Below are 24,508 nucleotides of genomic sequence, written 5' to 3'. Positions count from 1 at the left end.
AAATGATGAATAAATAAAATATCAGACATGAACAAATGTTTTTTCATAAAAAACAGGAAATTAACTGTAGAGCTCAACAGTTAAGTTTATAAGGGCACCCTATTGCCATTAACTAAAGCCTTAAATTGGTTGTAAATAATTAACCGACATGAAAAAGACCTTACTTACTATCACAATGTGTCTGTCATTTGCCGGGATGGCATTTGCGCAGTTAGGACAATCCTCGCCAGATATAGCTTTTGGCGTTAAAGCAGGAGCAAATTTATCGTATCTTCCGCAAAATGGTGTTTATAATAATACCAACAAAATGGGCTACCAGTTTGGTGTTTGGGGCAGGGTAGGCGGTGATGTTTTTCAGTTTCAGCCCGAGGTGTATTTAACCGATAAGAATGTTAAAATTACCGACAATACCTTTACTCACACCACAAACAGTGCCAGCTTTACCAGTATTGATGTGCCCTTATTAGCCGTTGCAAAAGGTGAGCTTTTTGATGTAGCAGGCAGGATATATACCGGCCCGTTATTTTCGTTTGACCTCACCCGAAAACAGGTTTACCCATCAACAACAACAACTTTTACCGATAACGATTTTGTAAAACTGGACTATAAAAATATAAACTACGCCTGGGTATTTGGCGTTGGCGCTGATTTTAACAGGGTTGGTGTTGATCTGCGGTATGAAGGTGGCTTAAACAGGATAGCTTATAGCAACTATCAATACTCGCACACCCGCATGAGTTTGTTTGAGGTAAGCATATCATACCAGATACTCTAAAGCAGGGCCAGTAATTTAGAGAAGGCATTTTCAAGGCCTTCTCTCGTTTGCTTATCAGTAATATTACCTTCATCATCCATTTTAGCACGGATAAAGGGGATGAGTAGGGTAGCTTCTTCTATAACATTTGCAGATAATGCGCCGAGGGTAAGCAACAGCGCCGTATGGGCGTTATTGCCTACGGATGAGGCTGTGATAAGTGATACCGGTTTGTCAACCAGTGTACTGCTGGATACCAGCCAGTCCAAAGTATTTTTAAGCTGACCGGGCACGCCGAAGGCATATTCAGGTGTGCAGATAATAACAGCATCGGCATGGTTTATAAGATTTCTTAGTTCGGTTACAGCATTTGGCGGGGTTTCATTATCCAGTCCGGGGTCAAATGGTGGTATTTGTGCTAAATTATTGTAGATGTTGTAAGCGGCATGAGCAGGCGCCATCGTCCCTATAAATTTAAGGATATTATGATTTGATGAGCCGCTGCGCAGGCTGCCGGATATGGCGAAGATGTTTTTGTTCATTGATGACAAAATTATGATTTGCAGGAATAAATCATCTATCAGATAGTGGGGCTAAATCCAAATTTTACTTTATTTATACCGTCATCGCTCGTTCAAGCGTCCACGCTAAAAGCCTCTTTAAAATCATCTTATTTTAATGCAAGGTAAGCGTGGACGCTTACAAAAAATAGCATTCAAGCGTGGACGCTTGAACGGGCGGGGGGAGCCAATTTTTTTTTACTGCCCCTGCGGACTAAACTGCATCACAAATGCCGAACCCACACCTTCTGTTGATTGCACCTGGATATTGCCCTTGTGCAGCAGCATGATCTGCTTGCATAAGCTTAACCCAATACCGCTGCCCGTTTTACGGGTGCTGAAGAATGGGATAAAGATCTTGTCCAGCAATTCAGGCGGCATGCCAAGGCCATTATCGGATACTTTAACCAGCGTTTTGTTGTTGCTTTGCATTTCTGCAGATAGGATGATGCGTGGTTCTTCCCTGTCCTTTACAGCTTCAATGGCATTTACCAAAAGGTTAATGAGCACCTGTTCAATCAGGTTAATATCCGCCTCAATGGCGAGCGCCGGGTCGCGGAGGATGATCTCTAATTCTATATGCTTTTTTTCTAAGGTAGGGCGCATTAAGTTGCTCAGGTTCTCAAACAGGTTGCGCACCAGTATTTTAGTAAGATCGAGCTTGGTTATTTTGTTGAGGCTGCGATAGCTTTCGGTAAATTTAAGCAAGCCCTCGCTGCGGCGTTTTATGGTATCGATCCCCAGTTCCAGGTCTTCCAGTTCGCTGCTTACTGGGCTGTTTGCAATTTCAGGGCTTTTTAACCGGTTTTTCAGTGTATCAGCCAATGATGATATTGGGGCCACTGAATTCATGATCTCATGTGTCATTACATTCAGCAGCTTTTGCCATGCCTTTGATTCCGTTTCGTCCAGGGCTTCGCTCACATTTTGAAAGGCTACCAGTTTTGAGAGCTTCTCATCGCTGCGCAATATGCTGGCAGTTACCAAAATTTTAATCAGCTGCTGGTTGCGGGTCATGGTTACTATCTTGCTGTCGCCGGGTTTAAGGGCGATCACTTCCTTGTACAGATCCGGCTCGCGTTTCTCAAGCGAGTGGATGGTTTTTAGGTAGGGGACACCTATTAATTGCTTAAAGGCTTCGTTTATCCAACCTGTATCGCCGGTTTCCAGTTCGTATGATAATATGCCGGTATCAACCAGTTCCAATATCTTTTGCAAATAGTGATATTGTGTCTCACGCTCGCGGCTGATGAGTTTGAATGTTGAATTGATCTCATTAAAACCCTTACGCAATGGCTTCAATTCATTTGGTGCTTTGCGCACATCAAAATGGCGCGAAAAATCACGATAGTGGATAGACTCCACAAACTGGCTCACCTCATCCTGCGCCTTTTTCTGAAAGCGGATCAGATCAAGCGTTTCATAAATAAGCAGGGGCACGGTTACTGCCAGGTACAAATACCAGGTCTTGTCAGCAACAATTATAAACGCTGTTGCAGTTAGTGTAATAAACAGGAACAATATGCGCAGCAAAAGTCGCCACTCGTAACGGTTAAATATCATATTTGCTCAATCTGCGGTATAAGGCGGTACGTGTTAGGCCAAGCTCTTTTGCTGCCCGGGTAATGTTGCCGTTGTGCTTTTCAATTACCTTTAAAATGGCATTTTTTTCCATAATGCTTAAAGGCACATTGTCATTATCAGGAGTTGTATCGGCCGGGTTTTCCAGTATCGAAAATATCAGGTCATCGGCATGCATTATATGATCGTCGGCCATAATTACGGCGCGTTCAATAGTGTATTGCAGTTCCCTTACATTACCGGGGTAGTTGTACATCCGTAGTTTTTGTAAAGCGGCCGGTTCAAAATCCATCGCGGGTTTAAGGTATTTAGTAGCATACATTTTTGAAAAATGCCGTGCTAATACTACAATGTCCTCGCTACGCCTGCGCAATGGCGGCATATTAATTTCAACGGTGTTAATACGATATATCAAATCCTTACGGAAACGGTTTTCATTGGCTAACTCGTTCAACGGTAAATTGGTGGCGCATATCAGCCTGATATCAATATCAACAGCTTTATTGGTACCCAAACGCGTTACCTGCCTGTTTTGTAATACGGTTAATAGCTTGGCTTGTTGCTGCAGGGTAATGTTCCCGATCTCATCTAAAAATAAAGTACCGCCCTGTGCATCTTCAAAACGGCCGGTACGATCCTCACGTGCATCAGTAAATGCTCCTTTTTTATGCCCGAACAGTTCACTCTCGAACAAAGTATCAGTAAGCGCGCCCACATCAACCTTAACAAATGGTTTATCGGCACGTAACGAACGTTCATGAATAGCTTTTGCCATCAAATCCTTGCCGGTACCGTTTTCGCCTAAGAGCAATATATTGGCATCGGTAGGGGCAATTTTATTCACTTTATAAAAAATATCCTGCATCACATCCGATTCACCCAGAATAGATGTTCCCCCATTTGAGCTTTTGACAGATGTTTTAGCAGGTTTTACGCCCTCCTGTTTATCGAGCAGGTCTTTTATGGTGGTTATCAGCTTTTCATTGTGCCATGGCTTTACCACAAAATCATCAGCGCCTTCTTTTAGTGATCGTACAGCCAGGTCAATATCGCCATAAGCTGTAATCATTATCACACATACGTTGGGCTTCCATTCTTTTATCTTTTTAAGCCAGTATAAACCTTCATTGCCGGTGTTGATGGCGCTGTTAAAGTTCATATCCAGTAAAACAAGATCAACCTGGTTGCGCTGCAAAAGCCAGTTTAAATTTTCCGGGTTTTTCTCGGTGATCACTTCCTGTGCCTCGGTTTTAAGCAGTAGCTTAACAGCCGTTAATACATCGGTATCATCATCAACAATTAAAACGGTAGCTTTTTTAAGTATCATTATTTGTTCATTAGTTCAAGGTTCATTAGTGTCATAGTTTACACCAATTCAATTGCAAAATACTAAAGTATCATTAATTAATGGGTATTGTATTTTACTATGAACCTGCCAACCATTCAACAATTTTTGTGCTAGATATAAATATGAAAATAGATGTTGCTTGTAAATCATATAGTTACGAACTTAACACCAATGAACTAATGAACCAGTGAACTAATGAACCATAAAACCACTGTATCATAACCGTACACTTGCTGTAACAGAAGCGTACGCTTTAATTTGATATTTAGCATGTAAAATGCTGAAAAACAGTTATTTAATTTGTGGCATATCTTTTTGTAATCACTATGGAAATATAAATTATAACAGTGGACAGAATTATAGAAAAAAAGAAGTGGAACAATAAACGAATAATGATAATTGCCGGTGTATCGGCGCTTGTTATATTCATCGTTTTCGTGGTGGTTACAGGTGTGGGTGGCAAGAGTAAACTGGATGTTGATACCGATCGTATTACTATTAGTGAAGTTACAAAGGGCCCTTTTCAGGAAACTATACCTGTTAACGGTGTTGTACTGCCTATTACTACTATTTATTTGGATGCAGTTGAAGGTGGCCGTGTTGAAAAGCTTTATGTTGAGGATGGCACCCAGATGAAAGCCGGTGACCCCATCATGAAATTATCCGATCTTGACCTTGAACTAAGTCTGGCTAACCAACAAACTGCTGTATTTAACGTGCTTACGCAAATGCAGATCTCGCGTGATCAGGCACAACAAAATACCATTGGTAAATTACAGAATATGGCCGATGCTGATAACGCGTTCAGGGATGCATCACGTGTTTATAAACTGGATCAGAAGCTTTACGCGCAAAAGGCTATTGGGTTGCAGGAATTTCAGATAGCTCAAAATACTTATGATTATGCCTTACGCAAAGAAAAACTAAATGCCCAGATCTTGAAACAGGATTCAACATCAGTAAAACAACAGGCGCAACAGGCGCAGGAATCATATGCCAATATGAAAAGTACTTTAGACCTGATGAAGCAAAAGGTTGGCGACCTTGTGGTAAAAGCACCGGTTGATGGTCAGCTAAGCTCAATGGATTCTGAAGTTGGACAAAATATTACAAAGGGGGAACGTTTAGGAGAAATTGACGTCTTATCAGGGTTCAAGGTAAGGGTTAATATTGATGAGCACTATATTTCACGTGTTTACAAAGGCTTAAAGGGTGATTTTCAATTTGCTGATAAAACCTATAACCTAAAAATAAAGAAGGTATTTGACCAGGTGAAAGCCGGAACAGGGCAGTTTCAGGTAGATATGGAGTTTGTGGGAGCCGTACCGCAAGGCATAAGAAACGGGCAAACTTTGCAGATACGATTGGCATTGAGCGATGCAACGCAAGCCATATTACTACCTAAGGGCGGATTCTACCAACAAACAGGTGGTAACTGGATATTTAAAGTAAGTGCCAACGGTAAAACCGCTTACAGGGCTGATATACAATTAAACAGGCAAAGCCCTGATTACTACGAAGTAATAAGCGGCTTGCAGCCGGGCGATAAGGTGATTACATCAAGCTATGATACTTATGGCGAGATGCAGGAACTGATATTAAATAAATAACCCCACCCAGCCTCCCCTGAAAGGGATGAGTTAGGTGGACAATTTAAAATAGAAACTAAACTATATAAGGATTAATACCCTTCGCAGGGAAAACTTAAGTAAACTACAATGATAAAAATTACCGATCTCGAAAAATTTTACCGTACCGAAGAGGTAGAAACCATTGCACTAAATAAGCTGTCAATGGAAGTTGGAACAGGCGAATTTGTTGCCATAATGGGTCCATCGGGCTGTGGAAAATCAACATTGCTGAACATTTTAGGAATGCTTGACGATCCGGATGAAGGCAGCTATATGTTCAACAGCATTGAAGTTGCACATTTCAATGAGCGTAAGCGTGCCGATCTGCGCAAGCATAACATTGGTTTTGTGTTCCAGAGCTTTAACCTTATTGATGAGCTTACCGTTTTTGAAAACGTTGAGCTGCCATTGATCTACACCGGCGTGCCATCGGCAGAGCGTGTGAAAAGGGTGGAAGAAGTGTTGGACAAAATGCAGATAATGCACCGCCGCAATCACTATCCGCAGCAGTTATCAGGTGGTCAGCAACAGCGTGTGGCTATTGCCCGTGCGGTAGTTAACAAACCAAAACTAATACTTGCGGATGAGCCCACAGGTAACCTTGACAGCAGCAACGGTAACGATGTAATGGAACTGTTAACTGATTTGAACGAACAGGGCACCACTATTATAATGGTAACACACTCCGAGCATGATGCTCGTTACAGCCACCGTATTATCCGCCTGCTTGACGGACAAACAGTGATGGAAAATATCATGATCTGAGATAAAAATACTGATTTGGTAAGCAGTTTAATGTAGTTAATTAAATGTCTCCGGAGCCCCTCCCCGGATGGGAGGGGCGGTTTGGAGAAAAGCGGTCAATCAAGATAATTGGTCATTAGTCATTAATTTGGCTTCCCCAATAACCAATGACCCAATGACAGCGAAGCGAAATGACTAATGACACGAAGTAAAATGCCAGCGTAGCGTAATAACTAATACTAGTAAAAAATGATCAGGAATTACTTTATTATCGCTTTCAGAAACATACGCCGTAATATGAGTTACGCGTTCCTGAATGTTTTTGGATTAACGCTTGGTATCGCTTCCTGCCTGGTCATATTTCTTATTGTAAGAAACGAACTGAGCTATGATGCCTTTAACCATAAGGCCGACAGAACCTATCGCGTAACCCTGCACGCGCTTGATTTCAATTCAAATATATCAGTAGCTATAGTACCTCCCATGCGGCTGGATTTTCCGGAGCTGGAACAGGTTACACAAGTATTTTTTCAGACCGATGGCCTTATAAAAGTTGGCAATAATCGTTACGACGAAAAGAATTTTGCTTTTGCCGATGCGCATTTCCCGGCGGTATTTGATTACCGATGGATAGCCGGCAACCCTAAAACGGCCCTTGCTGAACCTAATACCGTGGTGTTAACAGAAAGCATCGCCAAAAAATATTTCGGGCAGAAAGATGCCATGGGGCAGGTAATTAATGTTGATAAGCAATTCCCGCTTAAAGTTACCGGTATAATAAAGGATGTGCCGGGTAATACCAGTTTGCCCTTTACCTTTTTGATCTCCTTCATCACCATACAAAAAGATTTCAACCATAATTTTTGGAATATACCTGGTGGCAGTTATGTGTACATCGTTCTTCCAAAAAATCAATCTATAAAAAATATCCAGGCTAAAATACCGGCCTTTATTAAAAAACACTGGGGCGATGATATCGCAAAACAGGCGACACTGCCACTACAGCCGCTTAAGGATGTGCATTTCGATCAGCGTTATATCAATAACGTTGTTACCCCAACATCAAGAGAAACTTATTATGTTTTGGGCGGCGTAGCATTGCTCATTATTATTACGGCATGCATCAATTTTATTAACCTGGCCACAGCGCAGGCCATCAGGCGCGCCCGGGAAGTAGGTGTTCGCAAAGTGCTTGGCGCAGGTAAAGGGCAACTAATAGCGCAGTTTTTGGGCGAAACTACTGTACTGGTATTGCTGGCTCTGTTTATGGGCATTGCAATAGCATCCATATTCCTCACACGGGCCAATAATATATTGGGCATAAATATAAACGCATCACAATTGAGCGAACCTGCTGTGATGGAGTGTATAGCCGGTTTAACGGTGCTGGTAATATTACTTTCAGGCCTTTATCCAGCATTTGTACAGTCAGCATTTCAACCTGTGGATTCACTTAAAAATAAAGTGGGCATCTCAACCGGAGGCTTAACACTACGCAAAGGTTTGGTTATAGCCCAGTTTGCCATTTCACAAATATTAATAGTCGGCACCATTGTAGTTGCCCGGCAAATGGACTTCTTTGAAAACCAGAACCTCGGCTTTAACAAAGATGCTATAGTAACGGTAGATATACCTGATGTTGCCAAAGGCGAGGCTTTAAAACAGCAGTTACTTGCCGAACCGGGAATAAAGGATATTAGCTTTTCATCGGCAGCGCCTGCTTACAGTAGTAATTTTTGTCCGTTTTCAGCAAAGCAACTGGGTTATCCTAAGGATAATGTAACCGAACTTAAAAATATTGATGAGCGCTATATAGATATGTTTGGCCTGACCATGCTTGCAGGTAATAAAGTAGCTAAGGACGATACCCTGCACCATGTAGTGATAAATGAAACGCTGATACATGATATAGGCATACAGGATCCCCAGAAAGCTATTGGTCAGCAGATAGAAGTTAATGGTAACAAGGTTGCTATAACCGGTGTAGTAAAGGATTTTCAAAGCGAATCAAAACATAAAAAGATAAGGGCTTGCGTGCTCATGTACGATCGTAGCAATTTTTACTCGGTAAGTATGCTTGTACAGCCGGCGGCCATGCGTCAAACTATTGATCATGTAGGCAAGAAATGGTCGGCCATATTTCCTGATGATCTGTTCAGCTACCAGTTTATGGACGACCGTATAGCTGGATTTTATCGCCAGGAGCAAAAGGTTTATACCGCGTTCAGGCTGTTTTCATCTATCGCCATACTTATTGGCTGCCTGGGCTTGTACGGCCTTATAAGTTTTGCCGCATCACAACGCACAAAAGAAGTTGGTATCCGCAAGGTATTGGGTGCATCGTTAACCAGCATTGTTGCCCTGTTTTCAAAAGAGTTTATAGTATTGATAGGCATCGCATTTTTTATTGCCGCCCCGCTTGGTTATTACATGATGAACAACTGGCTGCAAAACTTTGCCTACCATATAAATATTGGTGCCGAAACATTTGTGGTAGCCATAAGCGCCTCATTTATAATTGCATCAGTTACTATTTTATACCAGGTTACAAAAGCCGCGCTGGCTAACCCGGTGAAAAGTTTGCGGTCGGAATAGTCATTGTGTCATTGGTCATTGAGTCATTAGTTTGACGTTAACGAATGACCAATGACAGCGCAGCGCAATGACTCAATGACGCGAAGCAAAATGACAGTGCAGCGAAATGACTAATGACTAAAACGATGATAAGAAACTATATAAAAACAGCTTTTCGGTCCCTTCGAAAAAATAAGGGGTTTACAGCCATTAATGTGCTTGGGCTTGCGCTTGGTTTAGCTACTTGTTTGCTTATTGTATTTTATGTAGCCGATGAGTTAAGTTATGACAGGTATAACGAAAATGCCGGCCGTATATATCGTGTAAACGAGCAATTGAAATTAGGCGATAACAAGGTGGAGTATGCTGTTTGCATGCCGCCACTTGCCAAAACGCTAAAAAACGATTTCCCTGATGTAGAAAATACTGTGCGGTTGAAAAACCTTGGCGGCATGCATGTTAAAAAGGGAAATGAAAATATTCTCGAATATAATACCCTGTTTGCCGACCCATCTATATTTGATGTTTTTACCCTGCCAATTCTCTATGGTAACAAAGCAACTGCTTTAACCGAACCTAACACAGTGGTGATCACCGAATCAACCGCTAAAAAATATTTTAACAAGGTTGATGTGGTTGGTGAAAATTTAATCACCGATGGAAACAAGGCATTTAAAATTACCGCGGTAATAAAGGATATACCGCAACAATCGCATTTCCATGCCGATTTTTTGGTGTCGATGTCCTCATTTCCTGATAGCCGCTCCAATGAATGGTTAAGAAGTGATTATAACACCTATGTTTTAATGCGCAAGGGCGCCGACTATAAAAAGCTGGAAGCGCAGTTCCCGCAATTTTTGCGCAAATATAGTGGCGGACAAATGCAGGATGAACTAAAAATGAGTTATGACGCATTTGAAAAAAATGGCAGCTATTTCAGGATGAATATGATTCCGCTGATCGATATACACCTGCACTCTAACCAAACCGGTGAACTAGGCATAAATGGCACCGAGCAATACGTGTATATCTTCTCGGCTATAGCCATATTTATATTATTAATAGCTTGTGTAAACTTCATGAACCTCTCAACAGCCCGTTCAGCCAACAGGGCACGGGAGGTTGGTGTACGCAAGGTATTGGGGTCGGCAAGGAAGTATCTGATAGCCCAGTTCTTATCCGAATCAATGATCGTTACATTGATTGCGGTAATCATATCAATAGTGCTTGTTGTATTGTTTTTACCGGCATTTAATCAGTTTGCTGATAAAAATATCATTATAACAGCGCATACACTTGTTTGGCTCATTCCAGTGTCATTATTGGCAGTCCTTGTGATCGGCTTTTTAGCAGGCTTGTATCCGGCCTTCTTTTTATCAGCCTTTCAGCCAATTGATGTGCTGAAAGGGAAAATCTCAAGTGGGTTTAAGGGTGGCAGGTTAAGGAGTTTCCTGGTTGTTTTCCAGTTTTCTATATCCATATTTTTAATCATAGGTACATTGGTTATTTATAACCAGCTGCATTATATCCAAAGCCGCGATCTGGGTTACAACCGTAACCAGGTTTTAGTTATACACAACGCGTTTGAGCTGGGTAATCATTCGCAGGCGTTTAAGCAGGAAATAAGACAACTGCCGGGCGTACAAAATGCTACTTTAACCGGGTTTTTGCCTACCTCGCTAAACCGTAGTACGGCTATTTTTTATAAGGAAGCAGTAGCAGATCCTAAAAAATCTATATTCCCGCAAACCTGGAATGTAGACGAGGATTATGTAAAAACACTGGGTATGAAAATAGCCGCAGGGCGTAACTTTTCAAATCAAATACTATCGGATTCTAGCTCGGTGGTGATCAATGAAACAGCCGCAAAATTTTTAGGCTTTACCGATCCGGTTAACAAGATCATTTACAAATCATCCGGCGGCCCAAATCCTACATTTAAAGCCTATACCATTATCGGAGTTGTTAAGGATTTTAATTTTAGCTCTTTAAGGCAAAATATCGACCCGGTAATTATGCAGTTAAACGAGGATACCGGTAATTTAAGCATAAGGGTAAATACCGCTAACATATCTGGCCTACTTACCCAGGTTGAGGATAAATGGAAGGGTATGTCGCAGGCGCACTTCGAGTATTCATTTATGGATCAGGATTTTGATAAACTTTACCGCTCGGAGCAACGTACCGGAACTATATTTATGGTATTTACAGTACTGGCAATCGCTATCGCATGCCTGGGCCTATTTGGCTTGGCGGCTTATGCGGCCGAACAGCGTACAAAAGAAATCGGCATCCGCAAAGTTTTAGGTGCCAGCATTCCGAATATCGCAGGCATGCTATCAAAAGATTTTATAAAACTGGTGTTTATAGCCATCGTGATTTCATCGCCTATAGCCTGGTATTTAATGCAAAAATGGCTGCAGGATTTTGCTTACAGAGTAAACTTCCACTGGTGGATAATTGCATTGGCAGGCGTGGCGGCTATACTTATTGCTTTAATAACTATCAGTTTTCAATCCATTAAAGCGGCTATTGCCAACCCGGTTGAAAGTTTGCGTTCTGAATAGTCATTAGTCATTGTGTCATTGGTCATTAGTAAAATACTCAATGACAGCGAAGCGTAATGACCTAATGACCAATGATGCGAAGCAAAATGACAACGAAGTGAAATGAACTAATGAATCAATAAAATGATAAAGAATTACATTAAAATCGCCTGGCGAAACATTAAAAAGCATGTGGCATTCTCGCTTATAAATGCGGGTGGATTAACTTTAGGTATTGCCAGCTGCTTGCTGCTTTTGCTGTATGTGTCCTATCATTTAGGATACGATCATCAGTTTAAAAATATCGACAATATTTACATTGTTGAGAACAATCAGCCCGGTGATGGTAAGATATATACCTTTTCTGCAACACCCTCACAGGCTGCCATGGCTATTAAAAATGAGGTGCCGGGTGTGTTGCAAGCCGCACGTGTAATTGATTATACAGGCAATGGGCTTTTGGCATACAATAACAACAGTTTTAAAAAACAGGGATTGTATACTGATCCGGGCTATTTCTCCATATTCTCTTATCACTTTATTAAAGGCGATCCTGCAAAGGCATTAATTCAGCCAAATTCAATAGTTATTACTGAAGCCCTGGCCAAAACCCTGTTTGGCAATAAAGACCCCATGAACAAAGTGGTTAGTTTTAACAGTAATATACCCTTAATGGTTACGGGTATTATTGAAAATATGCCTGCAAATACCTCATTTAAATTTGATTATGCTATACCTTATGTACAATATGAAAATGCAAATGCATGGACTAAATCAGGCAACTGGGGCAGTAATTTTTGCCGCACTGTTGTATTGTTAAAAGATCCCTCAGCTCTTGCACGTGCCAATAATATATTGGGCACAATGGTAGGTAAGCACGATCAGGGTAATAAGAACCAGCTTTTCCTTTTCCCGTTTACAAAGCTTCACTTATATAATAAGTTTGAAAATGGTAAATCAGCAGGTGGTGAAATTCAGCAGATACACTTGTTTGAGATACTGGCTACCTGCATATTGCTGATAGCTTGTGTAAATTTCATGAACCTTTCTACCGCACGATCCGAAGAGCGGGCAAAAGAAGTGGGTATCCGCAAGGCAATAGGCTCAGGTCGTGGGCCGCTGGTAACTCAATTTATTATCGAGTCGCTTATCTTATCCTTCATATCAACCATATTAGCTGTAATTGTGTTGAGCATATGTGTGCCGTTCTTTAATAACCTGCTCAATATAAAGCTCGTTTTACCAATTGGTAGTTGGCCCGCATGGCTGCTGGTTGTTGGTCTGGCTTTATTTACCGGGCTTATTTCAGGTAGTTACCCTGCTTTTTACCTGTCATCATTCCAACCTATAAAAGTTTTAAAAGGTGTGTTTAAAGGCAGCAAAAGTGTATTGCCTATTCGTAAGGTTTTAGTGGTGATACAGTTTGCCTTTGCTGTATTTTTAATTACAGCAACCATTTGTATCTATCGTCAGATCCGTTACATACAATCTATGCCAAATGGCTATGATAAAAATAGCCTGGTTGAAGTACCTGTTGAGGGCACACTCAGTAAAAAAGCTAATGCACTTATAACCGAGCTTAAAAATAATGGGGCTATTATCCATGCCTCAAACCTATCACAAAGTATTACCGAAAATGGTAGCAACACCTGGGGCATCGACTGGCAAGGCAAAGATCCTAACCAAAAAATATTGTTTGATATATTTTATGCCGGCTTTGATCTTACTAAAACAACAGGGGTAAAGCTGGTAGCGGGCCGTGAATTCTCGGCGGAGTATCCTGCCGATACAACTGCTAAAATTCAAACGGTTATGATCAATGAAACTGCGGCCAAACTCATGAAACAATCATTGGGTGCCATAATTAAATGGGGAGATCAGCCTGTTACCATCGTTGGTATTTACAAAGATTTTGTTTGGGGCTCACCTTACCAAAAAACGCCGCCTATGGTAACCTTTTGTAATGGTTTTGGTGGTTCAGTTATAGCTTTGCGCCTTAACCCGGCAAAAAGTACTACTGCCAGTATCGATCTGATCAACAAAAGCCTAAAAGAGATAAATCCGGCCTACCCGCCAACCATTAATTTTGTGGATAAAGAATTTGAGCAAAAATTCCAGAACGAAAAGGTGCTGGCATTACTGGCAAATATATTTGGTGGCCTGGCAATTGTTATCTCATGCCTGGGTTTATTCGGCTTAGCTGCCTATGCTGCAGAGCAAAGGACAAAAGAAATAGGTGTACGTAAAGTATTAGGTGCCAGTGTAACCAACCTGGTTGGCTTATTATCAAAAGACTTTTTGATACTGGTTTTAATAGCTATTGTACCGGCTATCGCATTATCAATATATGTGTTAAATAAATGGCTCACTAACTATGAATATCGTATAACACTAAGCTGGTGGATAATGGCCCTGGCAAGTGTTATTACCATAGTTATTGCGCTGTTAACGGTTAGCTACCAGGCCATAAAAGCCGCGGTAGCCAACCCTATTAAAAGTTTGCGTAGCGAATAATGTTCATTAGTTCACTGGCTCACTTGTTCATTAGTAATGCAGTTGGCAATACTGATGAGCTAACTAACATAGGACAAGACCAATGAACTAATGAACAAGTGAACCAATGACGCGAAGTAATGTGTATCATAACCGGACATAAGGTGTTTCACTTGCGTACACATTGCGCATGCTTGTTGGTTTTAACTATCTGATTATTAATAATTTGTATTTTGGTATAGGTTTGGTCATTATCTGTTATTGACCTGGCTTTGCATTCAAGCATTTTAAATTAATAACCACTATCATGATAAAAAACTATATAAAAACCGCTTTCCGTTCCCTTACCAAAAACAAGGGTTTTACAGCAATAAATGTTTTGGGCCTGGCTTTAGGCCTGGCTACTTGTTTGCTGATCGTTTTTTATGTTTTTGATGAGTTAAGTTATGACAGGTATAATGTAAATGCCGATAGGATCTTCCGTGTAAACGAGGCCATAAAATTTGGCGGTGCCGATAACAAATATGCAGTATCACCAGCCCCTATGGCTGCTGCTATGAAAAGCGATTTTCCGGAGATAGATGAAATTGCAAGGCTCAGGGATCGTGGTGGTTTTCAGGTAAAAAAAGGTACGCAGAATATACAGGAGAACACCATGATATATGCTGACCCTGCGATCTTTAAAATATTTACACTGCCTGCTATAAATGGCAACCCGGTTGCTGGTTTGAAAGAACCGCACAGTATTGTAATAACCGAACGCGCCGCTAAAAAGTACTTTAACAGCACCAATGTAGTAGGGCAGATGATGACTTTTAATGATACTGCGCTTTACAAAATAACCGCTGTAATATACAATGTGCCAAAACAATCGCATTTTAATTATGACTTTTTTATCTCCATGTCGACTCTTGATCAAAGCAGGGACGATTCATGGTTCAGCAGTAATTTTAACACCTATTTATTGCTGAGGCCGGGAGCAGATTATAAAAATCTTCAATCAAAATTTGATCAGTTTTTCAAAACTCATGCAGGCCCGCAATTGCAAAGCATCCTGCATTTAACTTTTGATAAGTTTGAGCAGGGAGGTAACTTTTTCAGGCTTACGCTTATCCCGCTTACCAAAATTCACCTGCAATCAAATATGGTAGGCGAACTGGGTATGAACGGTAATATGCAATACGTATATATGTTTTCGGCAATAGCCATATTTATATTGCTGATAGCCTGTGTAAACTTCATGAACCTGTCAACCGCACGCTCCGCAAACCGCGCCCGTGAGGTTGGGGTAAGAAAAGTATTGGGCTCACCGCGTAAATACCTGATTTTCCAGTTCCTGGCCGAATCAATAATGGTTACACTGGCTGGTGCAGTAATTGCGGTAATTGCGGCATGGCTCTTATTACCATTATTTAATAATATGGCTGATAAAGACTTAGTCATTACCCGTCAAATATTAGTGTGGTTAATACCAACCTTGTTACTTATTATAGTGTTTATTGGGGTACTGGCAGGTTCATATCCGGCATTCTTTCTGTCAGGTTTTCAGCCGATACAGGTGCTTAAGGGCAAACTATCAGCAGGTTTTAAGGGTGGAAACTTACGCAGCTTTTTGGTGGTGTTCCAGTTTGCAATTTCCATATTCCTTATCATCGGCACACTGGTTATTTATAACCAGCTAAAATATATCCAAAATAAAGATCTCGGCTTTAACCGCAATCATGCATTTACTATTTGGGATGTATATACATTGGGCAACAAGGCCAGTAGTTTTAAAGAAGAAATAAAGCAATTACCGGGTGTGCAAAATGCTACGCTTACCGGTGCTTTGCCTACAACCAATTATGGTAATAGTTCAACAGTATTTAAAGGTCCGGTTGCAGATCAGAAAAATGGCGTATTATTAACTGAATGGTATGCCGATGAGGATTATGTGCCGACACTGGGATTGAAAATAATAGCAGGCAGAAACTTTTCACACCAAATGGCTACTGACACTGATGCCGTACTTATTAACGAGGCTGCTGTTAAAATGCTTGGTTATGCTGATCCGCTAAACCATGTGATCTATGATCCACAGGATGAAAAGGCTATGAAATTAAAGCCATACCACATTATTGGGGTAATGAAAGATTTTAATTATCAATCACTGAGAAATAATGTAGCGCCCATGGTGCTTTTTAGCGGGCATGACCTGGGTGGTTTAACCATTCGTTCATCAAATACAGCTGATATTACTGCATTGCTAAGCCGGGTAAAAGCTAAGTGGGCGCAATTCTCGCCAAATCAAACCTTGAATTATTCCTTTATGGATCAGGATTTTGATAAAATGTACCGCTCTGAGCAGCGCGTTGGGGGCATTGCCATAGCATTTACCTCACTGGCTATCATTATTGCCTGCCTGGGCTTGTTCGGCTTAGCTGCCTATGCTGCCGAACAACGTACCAAAGAGATAGGCATCCGCAAGGTATTAGGCGCAAGCATGTCAACTATAGTTGGGATGTTATCCCGTGATTTTATAAAGCTGGTGCTGATCTCTATAGTTATAGCCTCGCCATTTGCTTGGTATTTTATGAACAGGTGGTTTTTGCAAGGGTTTGCCTACCGCCAGAATATACAGTGGTGGGTTTTCGCACTGGCAGGCGTTGCCGCAATACTTATAGCATTTGTTACTATCAGTTTTCAATCAATAAAAGCAGCATTAACAAACCCGGTTAAAAGTTTGCGGTCGGAATAAATGTTCATTGGTTCACTGGCTCATTAGTTCATTAGTAATTGCAGCCGGCAATACTGATGAATTAATAAACGTAGGACAAGACCAGTGAACCAGTGAACAAATGAGCTAATGAACCAAAGAAATGATAAGAAACTACATAAAAACAGCTTACCGCAGCCTTACCAAAAATAAGGCTTATAGCTTTTTGAATATTTTCGGTTTGGCAATAGGTATTGCCTGCGCTGCGCTCATTTTCTTATGGGTAGAGGATGAGGTTAATTTTGATGCGGTAAATATTAAAAAAGACAGGTTGTACATGGTGGAGGAAAACCAGCAGTATGATACTTATGTGTTTACCGAATCATCAACCCCCGGCCTAATGGGTCCGGCTATGAATACCGAATTACCCGGCGTTGCCAATACCTGCCGCAGCACCGAAGGCGGAACAACTTTATTATTTGGTAACGGTGATAAAGCTGTTTTTGCAACCGGTATATATGCAGAACCGTCACTATTCAGCATGTTTACCCTGCCCTTTGTGCAGGGTAATGCGACTTCGGTTTTCTCACAGGTGCATTCAATAGTCATCACCGAAAAAGCAGCTAAAAAGTTTTTTGGTAACAATAAGGATGTCATCGGTAAAACCATCAGGGTTGATAATAAGCAGGATTATGCCGTAAGCGGTGTTATAAAAGATATCCCGGCAAACTCAAGCGTGCAGTTTGAATGGGTAATGCCATTTAAAATCTACTTTGATCAAAGTCCGTGGTTAACCAGTTGGGGTAATCAATCCGTAACAACTTATGTGGAGTTGAAACCCGGTGTAAGCCCGCAAACGGTTAATAAACAGCTTTACGGTTATATACAGAAACGGGTGCCTACAGCATTGGGTCATGCCTTTTTATTTAGTATGAACGACTGGCATTTGCGCGATGATTTTAAAGATGGTAAAATGACCGGTGGCGGGCAGATCGAATATGTTCACCTGTTTACCGTCATCGCGTGGATTATCCTGTTCATTGCCTGTATCAACTTCATGAACCTGGCCACAGCCCGCAGCGAAAAACGTGCCCGTGAGGTAGGGGTACGTAAAGTATTAGGCGCCGGTAAAAACCTGCTCGTCATGCAGTTCATCGGCGAAGCCATATTTATGGCAGTTATAGCCGCGCTGGTATCGGTATTTATTATCATACTTGTTTTACCAGCCTTTAATATGCTGGTGCAAAAACAGCTTACGTTAGGTTTGGGTAATCCAATGCATATTATTGCCTTATTGCTGATTACCCTGATATGCGGATTGGTTGCTGGCAGCTACCCATCGTTCTACTTATCATCATTTAACCCGGTATCGGTACTTAAAGGGGTGAAGCTAAAAACCGGTGGTGCGGCATTTATTCGTAAGGGTTTGGTGGTGATGCAGTTCAGTGTTTCAATTGTGCTCATCATCAGTACTATAATTGTTTATCAGCAAATACAGCATGTTAAAAGCAGGCAGTTAGGTTTTAATAAGGATAATCTTATAGAAATTCCGTTGCAGGGCGATATGGGTAAAAACTTCAATGTAATTAAGCAGGACCTGCTTAATACCAATTATATCGCTAATGCAGCGCTGGCCGATCATTCATTGATCTATGGCGGGAACAATACATCCGGACTTACCTGGGATGGCAAACCAGCGACCTCAAAAGTGCTCATATCGCAACGCTATATATCGCCTGAATTTATGGAAACAACGGGCTTAAAGGTATTAGAAGGAAGAAATCTAACGGCGAGCGATACCGCAAGGCCAATCCGCATGATCATTACCCAATCGCTGGCGAAGCTAATGGGCAAAGGCAGCGCTATAGGCAAAAGGATCCATGGTGAACAGGATACAACATCGGCAGTAGTAGTTGGCGTGGTAAATGATTATGTATATGGTAACATGTACAACAAGCAACCCGATCCCGTAATGTTTTTCAGCGCCTCACCTCAGGGTGAAACAGTAATGTATGTGCATGTTAAAAAGCAGGCCGATATTGAAAAATCAATAGCAGCAATACAAGGTGTTTTGAAAAAGGATAACCCCGCTTACCCGTTTGATTACCGCTTTGTTGATGATCAGTTTAACCAGATGTTTTTAACGGAGATGCTGGTGAGCAAGCTATCGCAGGTATTTGCTACGTTGGCAATCATCATCTCCTGCATGGGTTTGTTTGGCTTAGCAGCTTATACAGCCGAACGTCGTACAAAAGAGATAGGCATCCGCAAAGTGCTGGGTGCAAGTGTATCAGGAATAGCCACTTTGCTTTCAAAGGACTTTTTACAACTGGTGATCATATCGTGTGCGGTATCATTTCCGCTTGCCTACTGGGTAATGCAAAAATGGCTTAAAGGTTATGATTACCGCATCGGCATAAACTGGTGGGTATTTGTAATTGCTGGTGTATCAGCTATAATAATTGCGGTGGTTACGGTTAGCTTTCAATCTGTAAAAGCAGCGGTAGCAAATCCGGTTAAAAGTTTAAGATCGGAATAGTCATTAAGTCATTAGTTTGATTCGGTAAATGACCAATGACAGCGAAGCGAATGACTCAATGACTAATGACGCGAAGCAAAATGAAATGAACTAATGAACCAGGGAAATGATTAAAAACTATTTAAAGGTAGCACTCAGGCAATTAAGCAAACAAAAGTTGTATGCCGCTATCAAAATTGGTGGTTTTGCAATGGGCATTGCCGCCTGTTTATTAATTGGTTTATACATCAGGAACGAGGTGAGTTATGATCGCTCATACCCTGATACTGCCAATATTTACCGTGTTTATGGTGTAGATAATGATAATGGTAAGATAGAAAAGGGCACTGACTTCCCGGCGCCAATGGGTAAGGTTTTAAAAGCCGATCTGCCTGAAGTGGTATTATCGGGCCGTTTAATGCCTAACTCGCTTTTTGGGGGAGCTGGCAGTAATGAATTGCGCCGTGCCGATCAAATGCAGAATAGCTATGAGCAGGGCTTTACCTATGCTGATCAGCAAATGCTGGATATATTACAACTACCTATGGTTTATGGCGACAGAAAAAGCGCGCTTAAAGAGCCGTTGACCATGGTGATGTCAAAAAGTAAGGCCGACAAATATTTCCCCGGTCAAAATCCCATAGGCAGGGTAATGTACCTCAACAATGATAAAACCAAGCCTTATACGGTTACCGGCGTTATGCAGGATATCCCCCAAACATCGCACCTGCATCAATATGATTTTTTATTAACGCTTAGCGGCGTTGCATTCTGGCCCGGCGAGCAACAAACCTGGGAGGCTAGTAATTATCCTGATTATATTCAATTACGCCCTGGAACAAATATCGCTCAATTTGAAAAAAAGATGACTGACGATATTATTAAGAATTATTACCTGCCTGATCTGATTAAAGGTGGCTTTAAGAATCCGGAAGCCATGCTTGCAAAATTCCACCTCAAATTGCAGAGACTTCAGGATATTCATTTATACTCTTATGATATTCAGGAAGATGGGTATACACACGGTGATATACGTTTCGTGTGGCTGTTTGGAGCCATAGCGGGCTTTATTTTGATCATCGCATGCATTAATTTTGTTAATCTTTCAACAGCTAAATCAGCTAACCGGGCAAAAGAAGTTGGTTTAAGAAAAGTGGTAGGCTCACGCCGTAGCAGCCTCATCTACCAGTTTTTATCTGAATCGCTGGTTTACAGTTTCTTTTCGTTTGGTATTGGTATTTTGCTTGCATGGCTGTTATTGCCATATTTTAGTGTGCTGGCCTCAAAATCATTATCGATGCCGTGGCTGGCGTGGTGGTTCATACCGGTTATGCTCATATCAGCAGCCATTGTTGGTGTGGTGGCTGGTTTGTACCCTGCATTTTATCTTTCAGGCTTCAAACCTTCACAGGTACTAAAGGGCAGTATCAGCAATGGCAGTAAAAGTTCAACATTAAGAAACAGCCTGGTTGTTTTTCAGTTTGCCGCATCAATTATCTTGCTCATCAGCACATTTGTTATCTATAACCAGGTGCATTATATTCTCAATAAAAAGGTAGGGTTTGATAAGGATCAGGTAATAGTTATACAAGGCACCAATACTTTGGATAATACTGTGAAAGATTTTAAAACTGAGTTGTTAAAGCTATCAACAGTAAAAAATGTAACCATTAGTGATTTTCTGCCTATAGCAGGCACTAAACGCAATGGCAATACTTTTTATAACGATGACAAAACAAAGGGAGAGACAGGTATCTTCAGTCAATCGTGGACGGTTGATGGTGACTATATCAAAACCATGGGCATGAAAATAGTCGCCGGGCGCGATTTTTCTCCAAGCATGCCTACTGATTCTGCCGGGGTTATCATTAACCAGGCTATGGCTAAACAGCTGCATTTAAAAGACCCGATAGGTAAACGCATTACCAATGGTAATGGTACATTCCCTATAATTGGTGTGGTGCAGGATTTTAATTTTGAATCGATGCATGATAATATTGGTCCGCTGGTGTTCCATCTAGGGATCAGTCCATCCATCGTATCAGTGAAAGTGGCCGGTATGGATGTAAAGAACACCATTAGCAACATTACCTCGGTTTGGAAAAAGTTTTCGCCCGATCAAACCATCAGGTACACGTTTATGGATGAGCAATTTGCCAACATGTATGCCGACGTGCAGCGTACAGGCTACATATTTACCAGCTTTGCTGTATTGGCCATCATCATCGCCTGCCTTGGTTTATTTGCGCTTTCAGCTTTTATGGCCGAGCAGCGGAGCAAAGAAATCGGTATCCGCAAAGTATTGGGCGCAAGCGTAAGCGGTATAACAGCCCTTTTATCCATAGATTTTATAAAACTGGTATTTATAGCCATAGTTATTGCCTCGCCGATAGCCTGGTGGGCCATGAACAAATGGCTGCAGGAATTTGCGTACCGCATAAGCATACAATGGTGGATGCTGGCAGTAGCAGCCTTTGCCGCAATAATAATTGCCCTGGTTACCATAAGTTTTCAATCAATTAAAGCAGCAATTGCCAATCCGATAAAAAGTTTGCGTTCCGAATGATATTCATTAGTTCATTGGTAACTGAGCCAGCGAAACCAATGGATCAGTACACATAAGATAAGACCAATAAACTAGTGAACAAATGAACGAATGAACCAAATAAGATGATAAGAAACTATTTAAAAATAGCATGGCGCAACATTGTAAGCAACAAGGTTTATAGTGTCATTAATATATTCGGACTTGCAGCTGGTATGGCGGTTGCATTACTGATCGGTTTGTGGGTGATCAATGAATTCTCCTATGATAAGTTTCTGCCTAATTATACCCAGCTTTACCAGGTTGAATTAAATTTTACCAGTCAGCATGATGGTGAGCATACACAAACTGCCATGGCAATACCGCTGGCTGATGTACTCCGCAAAGAAGTTACCGGCATTAAACGTGTTGCCGAAACCGATTGGGTTGGTATGCAATGGCGTGATCTGATGGTTGGCGATAAAAAACTATATCTGCCCGGTGGTGCAGCGCATCCTGATTTTTTGAAGATGTTTCAGTATCCATTTAAACTGGGTAATGTAAACAGCGCGTTAACTGATCCTTATTCCATTGTTTTAACAGAGGAAACCGCTAAGGCCTTATTCGGCGATGCTAACCCAATGGGTAAATATATTCGGTTGGATAATCAGAACAATCTAAAAGTAACAGGGGTATTAAAAGATCTACCTAAAAATTCCACCCTCCAATTTAGCTTTCTTACACCATTCAGCTTTAAAGAGCAAACAGAAGGCTGGATGAAAAACGCGCGCACCACATGGACAAATAATTCATTTAACTGTTACCTTGAACTGGAACCAGGCGTAACTTATGCCCAAATTGAGCCTAAAATATTAAATCTCGTATATCAGCATAGCCCGCAAATGCGGCCGGGTAAACCCAAAGTGGTGCTGCATGCTGTAAAATACTGGCATTTGTATGATGAGTTTAAAAATGGCAAAGAGGCAGGAGGCTATATTGATTATGTGCGTATGTTCAGCATTATTGGTGTGTTGGTACTCATTATCGCATGTATCAATTTCATGAACCTGTCAACCGCCCGTTCCGAAAAGCGGGCCCGTGAGGTAGGGGTGAGGAAGGCAATAGGTTCGCAGCGCAAGGATCTGATATACCAGTTTTTAATCGAGTCGATCCTGATCACATTTATTTCCTTTTTGGTAGCTATAATTTTAACACAACTGGCGCTGCCCGCATTCAACTTACTAACCGGCGATTTTATTAGCATTCCTTACGGCAACCCGCTATTCTGGCTGGTGATGGTATTGTATGTGCTGATCACCGGTTTACTGGCTGGTAGCAGGCCCGCGTTTTATTTGTCATCATTCAACCCGGTAAAAGTTTTAAAAGGAACTATACAGGTTGGCAAAGCAGCGGCATTGCCGCGTAAAGTATTAGTGGTGTTGCAGTTTAGCTGTTCAATTGCTCTAATTATAAGTACCGTTATAATTTATCAGCAACTGCAATATGCAAAAAGCAGGCCTGCCGGCTATAGCGCCGATCGTTTAATGTCGACAGACCTAAGCGGCGATCTAAATACACATTACGATGCCCTTAAAAATGACCTTTTAGCCAGCGGTGCGGTTGAAAGTGTGGCTATGTCATCCAGTCCGGTTACAACTATCTATAGCCATACTTCACTTGATAAATGGCCGGGGAAAAACGCGGGAGATGAGTCGGTAGATATTGCCACCATATATGTATCCGACACCTATTTCAAAACAGTGGGGATGGATCTGATTGATGGTCATGATTTTTCAAGCGATTATAATGCTGATACCTTAAATGTTATTGTAAACGAGGCAACAATAAAGCGCATTGGTCTGAAAGATCCCATCAACCAAATGATTACCTGGAATGACAGGGCTAAGCCTGTACGTATTATTGGTGTGGTAAAGGATGCGGTAATGGGTTCTCCATTTTCGCCGGTTGCGCCAGCAATTTTTGCACATAGCCGTACCGGTAATGAGGTTATTTACCGGTTAGCGGCCAATGTAAATACCCATACAGCAATTGATAAGATCTCTAAAATATTTAATACCTATAACCCGGCATATCCTTATTTATATCAATTTACTGATGCCGAATATAACCGTAAGTTTAGTCTGGAACTATTGGTAGGTAAGCTGGCCGGGGTTTTTGCAGGGCTTGCCATATTTATATCGTGCCTGGGCCTGTTTGGGCTTGCCGCTTATATTGCTGAACAGCGCACAAAGGAAATAGGCATCCGCAAGGTGCTGGGTGCATCCATTGCGCAGGTTTGGTTATTGCTATCATTTGATTTTATATTGCTGGTAACCATCAGCTGTATAATTGCATCGCCAATTGCGCTGTACTTTTTACATAACTGGCTGCAAAAGTATGATTACCGCATAACCATAGGCCCCGGAGTATTTATATTATCAGGAATAGTTGCCCTTGCTGTTACCATTATAACCATAAGTTTTCAGGCTATAAAGGCAGCAATTGCAAACCCGATAAAGAGTTTGAGATCTGAATAGTCA

At 41.4% G+C, this 24,508-nt stretch carries 13 protein-coding genes; 10 read left to right on the top strand and 3 right to left on the bottom strand.

The features are described 5' to 3' along the window. Positions 1-148 precede the first annotated feature (148 nt). Positions 149-775, top strand: a complete 627-nt coding sequence (locus BLU33_RS14805) for a porin family protein (RefSeq protein WP_091374392.1) — start codon at positions 149-151, stop codon at positions 773-775. On the opposite strand, the gene BLU33_RS14800 is transcribed toward BLU33_RS14805, so the two are convergent. From BLU33_RS14800 to BLU33_RS14790, 3 genes are all read right to left on the bottom strand, one after another. Next, positions 772-1,296, bottom strand: a complete 525-nt coding sequence (locus BLU33_RS14800; RefSeq protein WP_091374389.1) for an NADPH-dependent FMN reductase — start codon at positions 1,294-1,296, stop codon at positions 772-774. The genes BLU33_RS14805 and BLU33_RS14800 overlap by 4 nt on opposite strands. 216 nt (positions 1,297-1,512) lie before the next feature. Next, complete coding sequence (locus BLU33_RS14795) at positions 1,513-2,877, bottom strand: sensor histidine kinase (protein WP_091374387.1); 1,365 nt, start codon at positions 2,875-2,877, stop codon at positions 1,513-1,515. Continuing rightward, the gene (locus BLU33_RS14790) at positions 2,867-4,222 is read right to left on the bottom strand and encodes a sigma-54-dependent transcriptional regulator (protein ID WP_091374383.1); all 1,356 of its coding nucleotides are present in this window, start codon (positions 4,220-4,222) and stop codon (positions 2,867-2,869) included. The genes BLU33_RS14795 and BLU33_RS14790 overlap by 11 nt, the downstream gene beginning before the upstream one ends. Positions 4,223-4,590: 368 nt before the next feature. Between BLU33_RS14790 and BLU33_RS14785 the strand changes: the two genes are divergently transcribed. From BLU33_RS14785 to BLU33_RS14745, 9 genes are all read left to right on the top strand, one after another. After that, positions 4,591-5,853, top strand: a complete 1,263-nt coding sequence (locus BLU33_RS14785) for an efflux RND transporter periplasmic adaptor subunit (RefSeq protein WP_091374379.1) — start codon at positions 4,591-4,593, stop codon at positions 5,851-5,853. A 108-nt stretch (positions 5,854-5,961) separates the two neighbouring features. Continuing rightward, the gene (locus tag BLU33_RS14780) at positions 5,962-6,639 is read left to right on the top strand and encodes an ABC transporter ATP-binding protein (protein WP_091374376.1); all 678 of its coding nucleotides are present in this window, start codon (positions 5,962-5,964) and stop codon (positions 6,637-6,639) included. A 228-nt stretch (positions 6,640-6,867) separates the two neighbouring features. Next, entirely contained in the window at positions 6,868-9,213 is a 2,346-nt protein-coding gene (locus BLU33_RS14775; protein ID WP_091374373.1) for an ABC transporter permease, read from the top strand. 125 nt (positions 9,214-9,338) lie between these two features. Beyond that, the gene (locus tag BLU33_RS14770; protein ID WP_091380595.1) at positions 9,339-11,759 is read left to right on the top strand and encodes an ABC transporter permease; all 2,421 of its coding nucleotides are present in this window, start codon (positions 9,339-9,341) and stop codon (positions 11,757-11,759) included. Positions 11,760-11,882: 123 nt separating this feature from the next. After that, a complete protein-coding gene (locus tag BLU33_RS14765) occupies positions 11,883-14,252 on the top strand; it encodes an ABC transporter permease (RefSeq protein ID WP_091374369.1) in 2,370 nt (789 codons plus the stop codon). A gap of 286 nt (positions 14,253-14,538) precedes the next feature. Beyond that, positions 14,539-16,968, top strand: a complete 2,430-nt coding sequence (locus BLU33_RS14760; RefSeq protein WP_091374367.1) for an ABC transporter permease — start codon at positions 14,539-14,541, stop codon at positions 16,966-16,968. A gap of 121 nt (positions 16,969-17,089) precedes the next feature. Further along, positions 17,090-19,465, top strand: coding sequence for an ABC transporter permease (locus tag BLU33_RS14755; RefSeq protein WP_091374364.1), 2,376 nt, complete (start codon positions 17,090-17,092; stop codon positions 19,463-19,465). A 106-nt stretch (positions 19,466-19,571) separates the two neighbouring features. Then, positions 19,572-22,010, top strand: coding sequence for an ABC transporter permease (locus BLU33_RS14750; protein WP_091374362.1), 2,439 nt, complete (start codon positions 19,572-19,574; stop codon positions 22,008-22,010). 104 nt (positions 22,011-22,114) lie between these two features. Further along, complete coding sequence (locus BLU33_RS14745; protein WP_091374360.1) at positions 22,115-24,505, top strand: ABC transporter permease; 2,391 nt, start codon at positions 22,115-22,117, stop codon at positions 24,503-24,505. Positions 24,506-24,508 lie beyond the last annotated feature (3 nt).

The organism is Mucilaginibacter mallensis (assembly GCF_900105165.1).
Lineage (GTDB): Bacteria > Bacteroidota > Bacteroidia > Sphingobacteriales > Sphingobacteriaceae > Mucilaginibacter > Mucilaginibacter mallensis.
This window is presented reverse-complemented; position numbering and strand designations above follow the sequence as displayed.

Excerpts from the sequence above, each read along its gene's own strand:
- BLU33_RS14760 (WP_091374367.1), top strand. The coding sequence starts at position 14,539 with ATGATAAAAAACTATATAAAAACCGCTTTCCGTTCCCTTACCAAAAAC.
- BLU33_RS14805 (WP_091374392.1), top strand. The coding sequence starts at position 149 with ATGAAAAAGACCTTACTTACTATCACAATGTGTCTGTCATTTGCCGGG.
- BLU33_RS14790 (WP_091374383.1), bottom strand. The coding sequence starts at position 4,222 with ATGATACTTAAAAAAGCTACCGTTTTAATTGTTGATGATGATACCGAT.
- BLU33_RS14745 (WP_091374360.1), top strand. The coding sequence starts at position 22,115 with ATGATAAGAAACTATTTAAAAATAGCATGGCGCAACATTGTAAGCAAC.
- BLU33_RS14755 (WP_091374364.1), top strand. The coding sequence starts at position 17,090 with ATGATAAGAAACTACATAAAAACAGCTTACCGCAGCCTTACCAAAAAT.
- BLU33_RS14795 (WP_091374387.1), bottom strand. The coding sequence starts at position 2,877 with ATGATATTTAACCGTTACGAGTGGCGACTTTTGCTGCGCATATTGTTC.
- BLU33_RS14765 (WP_091374369.1), top strand. The coding sequence starts at position 11,883 with ATGATAAAGAATTACATTAAAATCGCCTGGCGAAACATTAAAAAGCAT.
- BLU33_RS14770 (WP_091380595.1), top strand. The coding sequence starts at position 9,339 with ATGATAAGAAACTATATAAAAACAGCTTTTCGGTCCCTTCGAAAAAAT.
- BLU33_RS14750 (WP_091374362.1), top strand. The coding sequence starts at position 19,572 with ATGATTAAAAACTATTTAAAGGTAGCACTCAGGCAATTAAGCAAACAA.
- BLU33_RS14800 (WP_091374389.1), bottom strand. The coding sequence starts at position 1,296 with ATGAACAAAAACATCTTCGCCATATCCGGCAGCCTGCGCAGCGGCTCA.
- BLU33_RS14780 (WP_091374376.1), top strand. The coding sequence starts at position 5,962 with ATGATAAAAATTACCGATCTCGAAAAATTTTACCGTACCGAAGAGGTA.
- BLU33_RS14775 (WP_091374373.1), top strand. The coding sequence starts at position 6,868 with ATGATCAGGAATTACTTTATTATCGCTTTCAGAAACATACGCCGTAAT.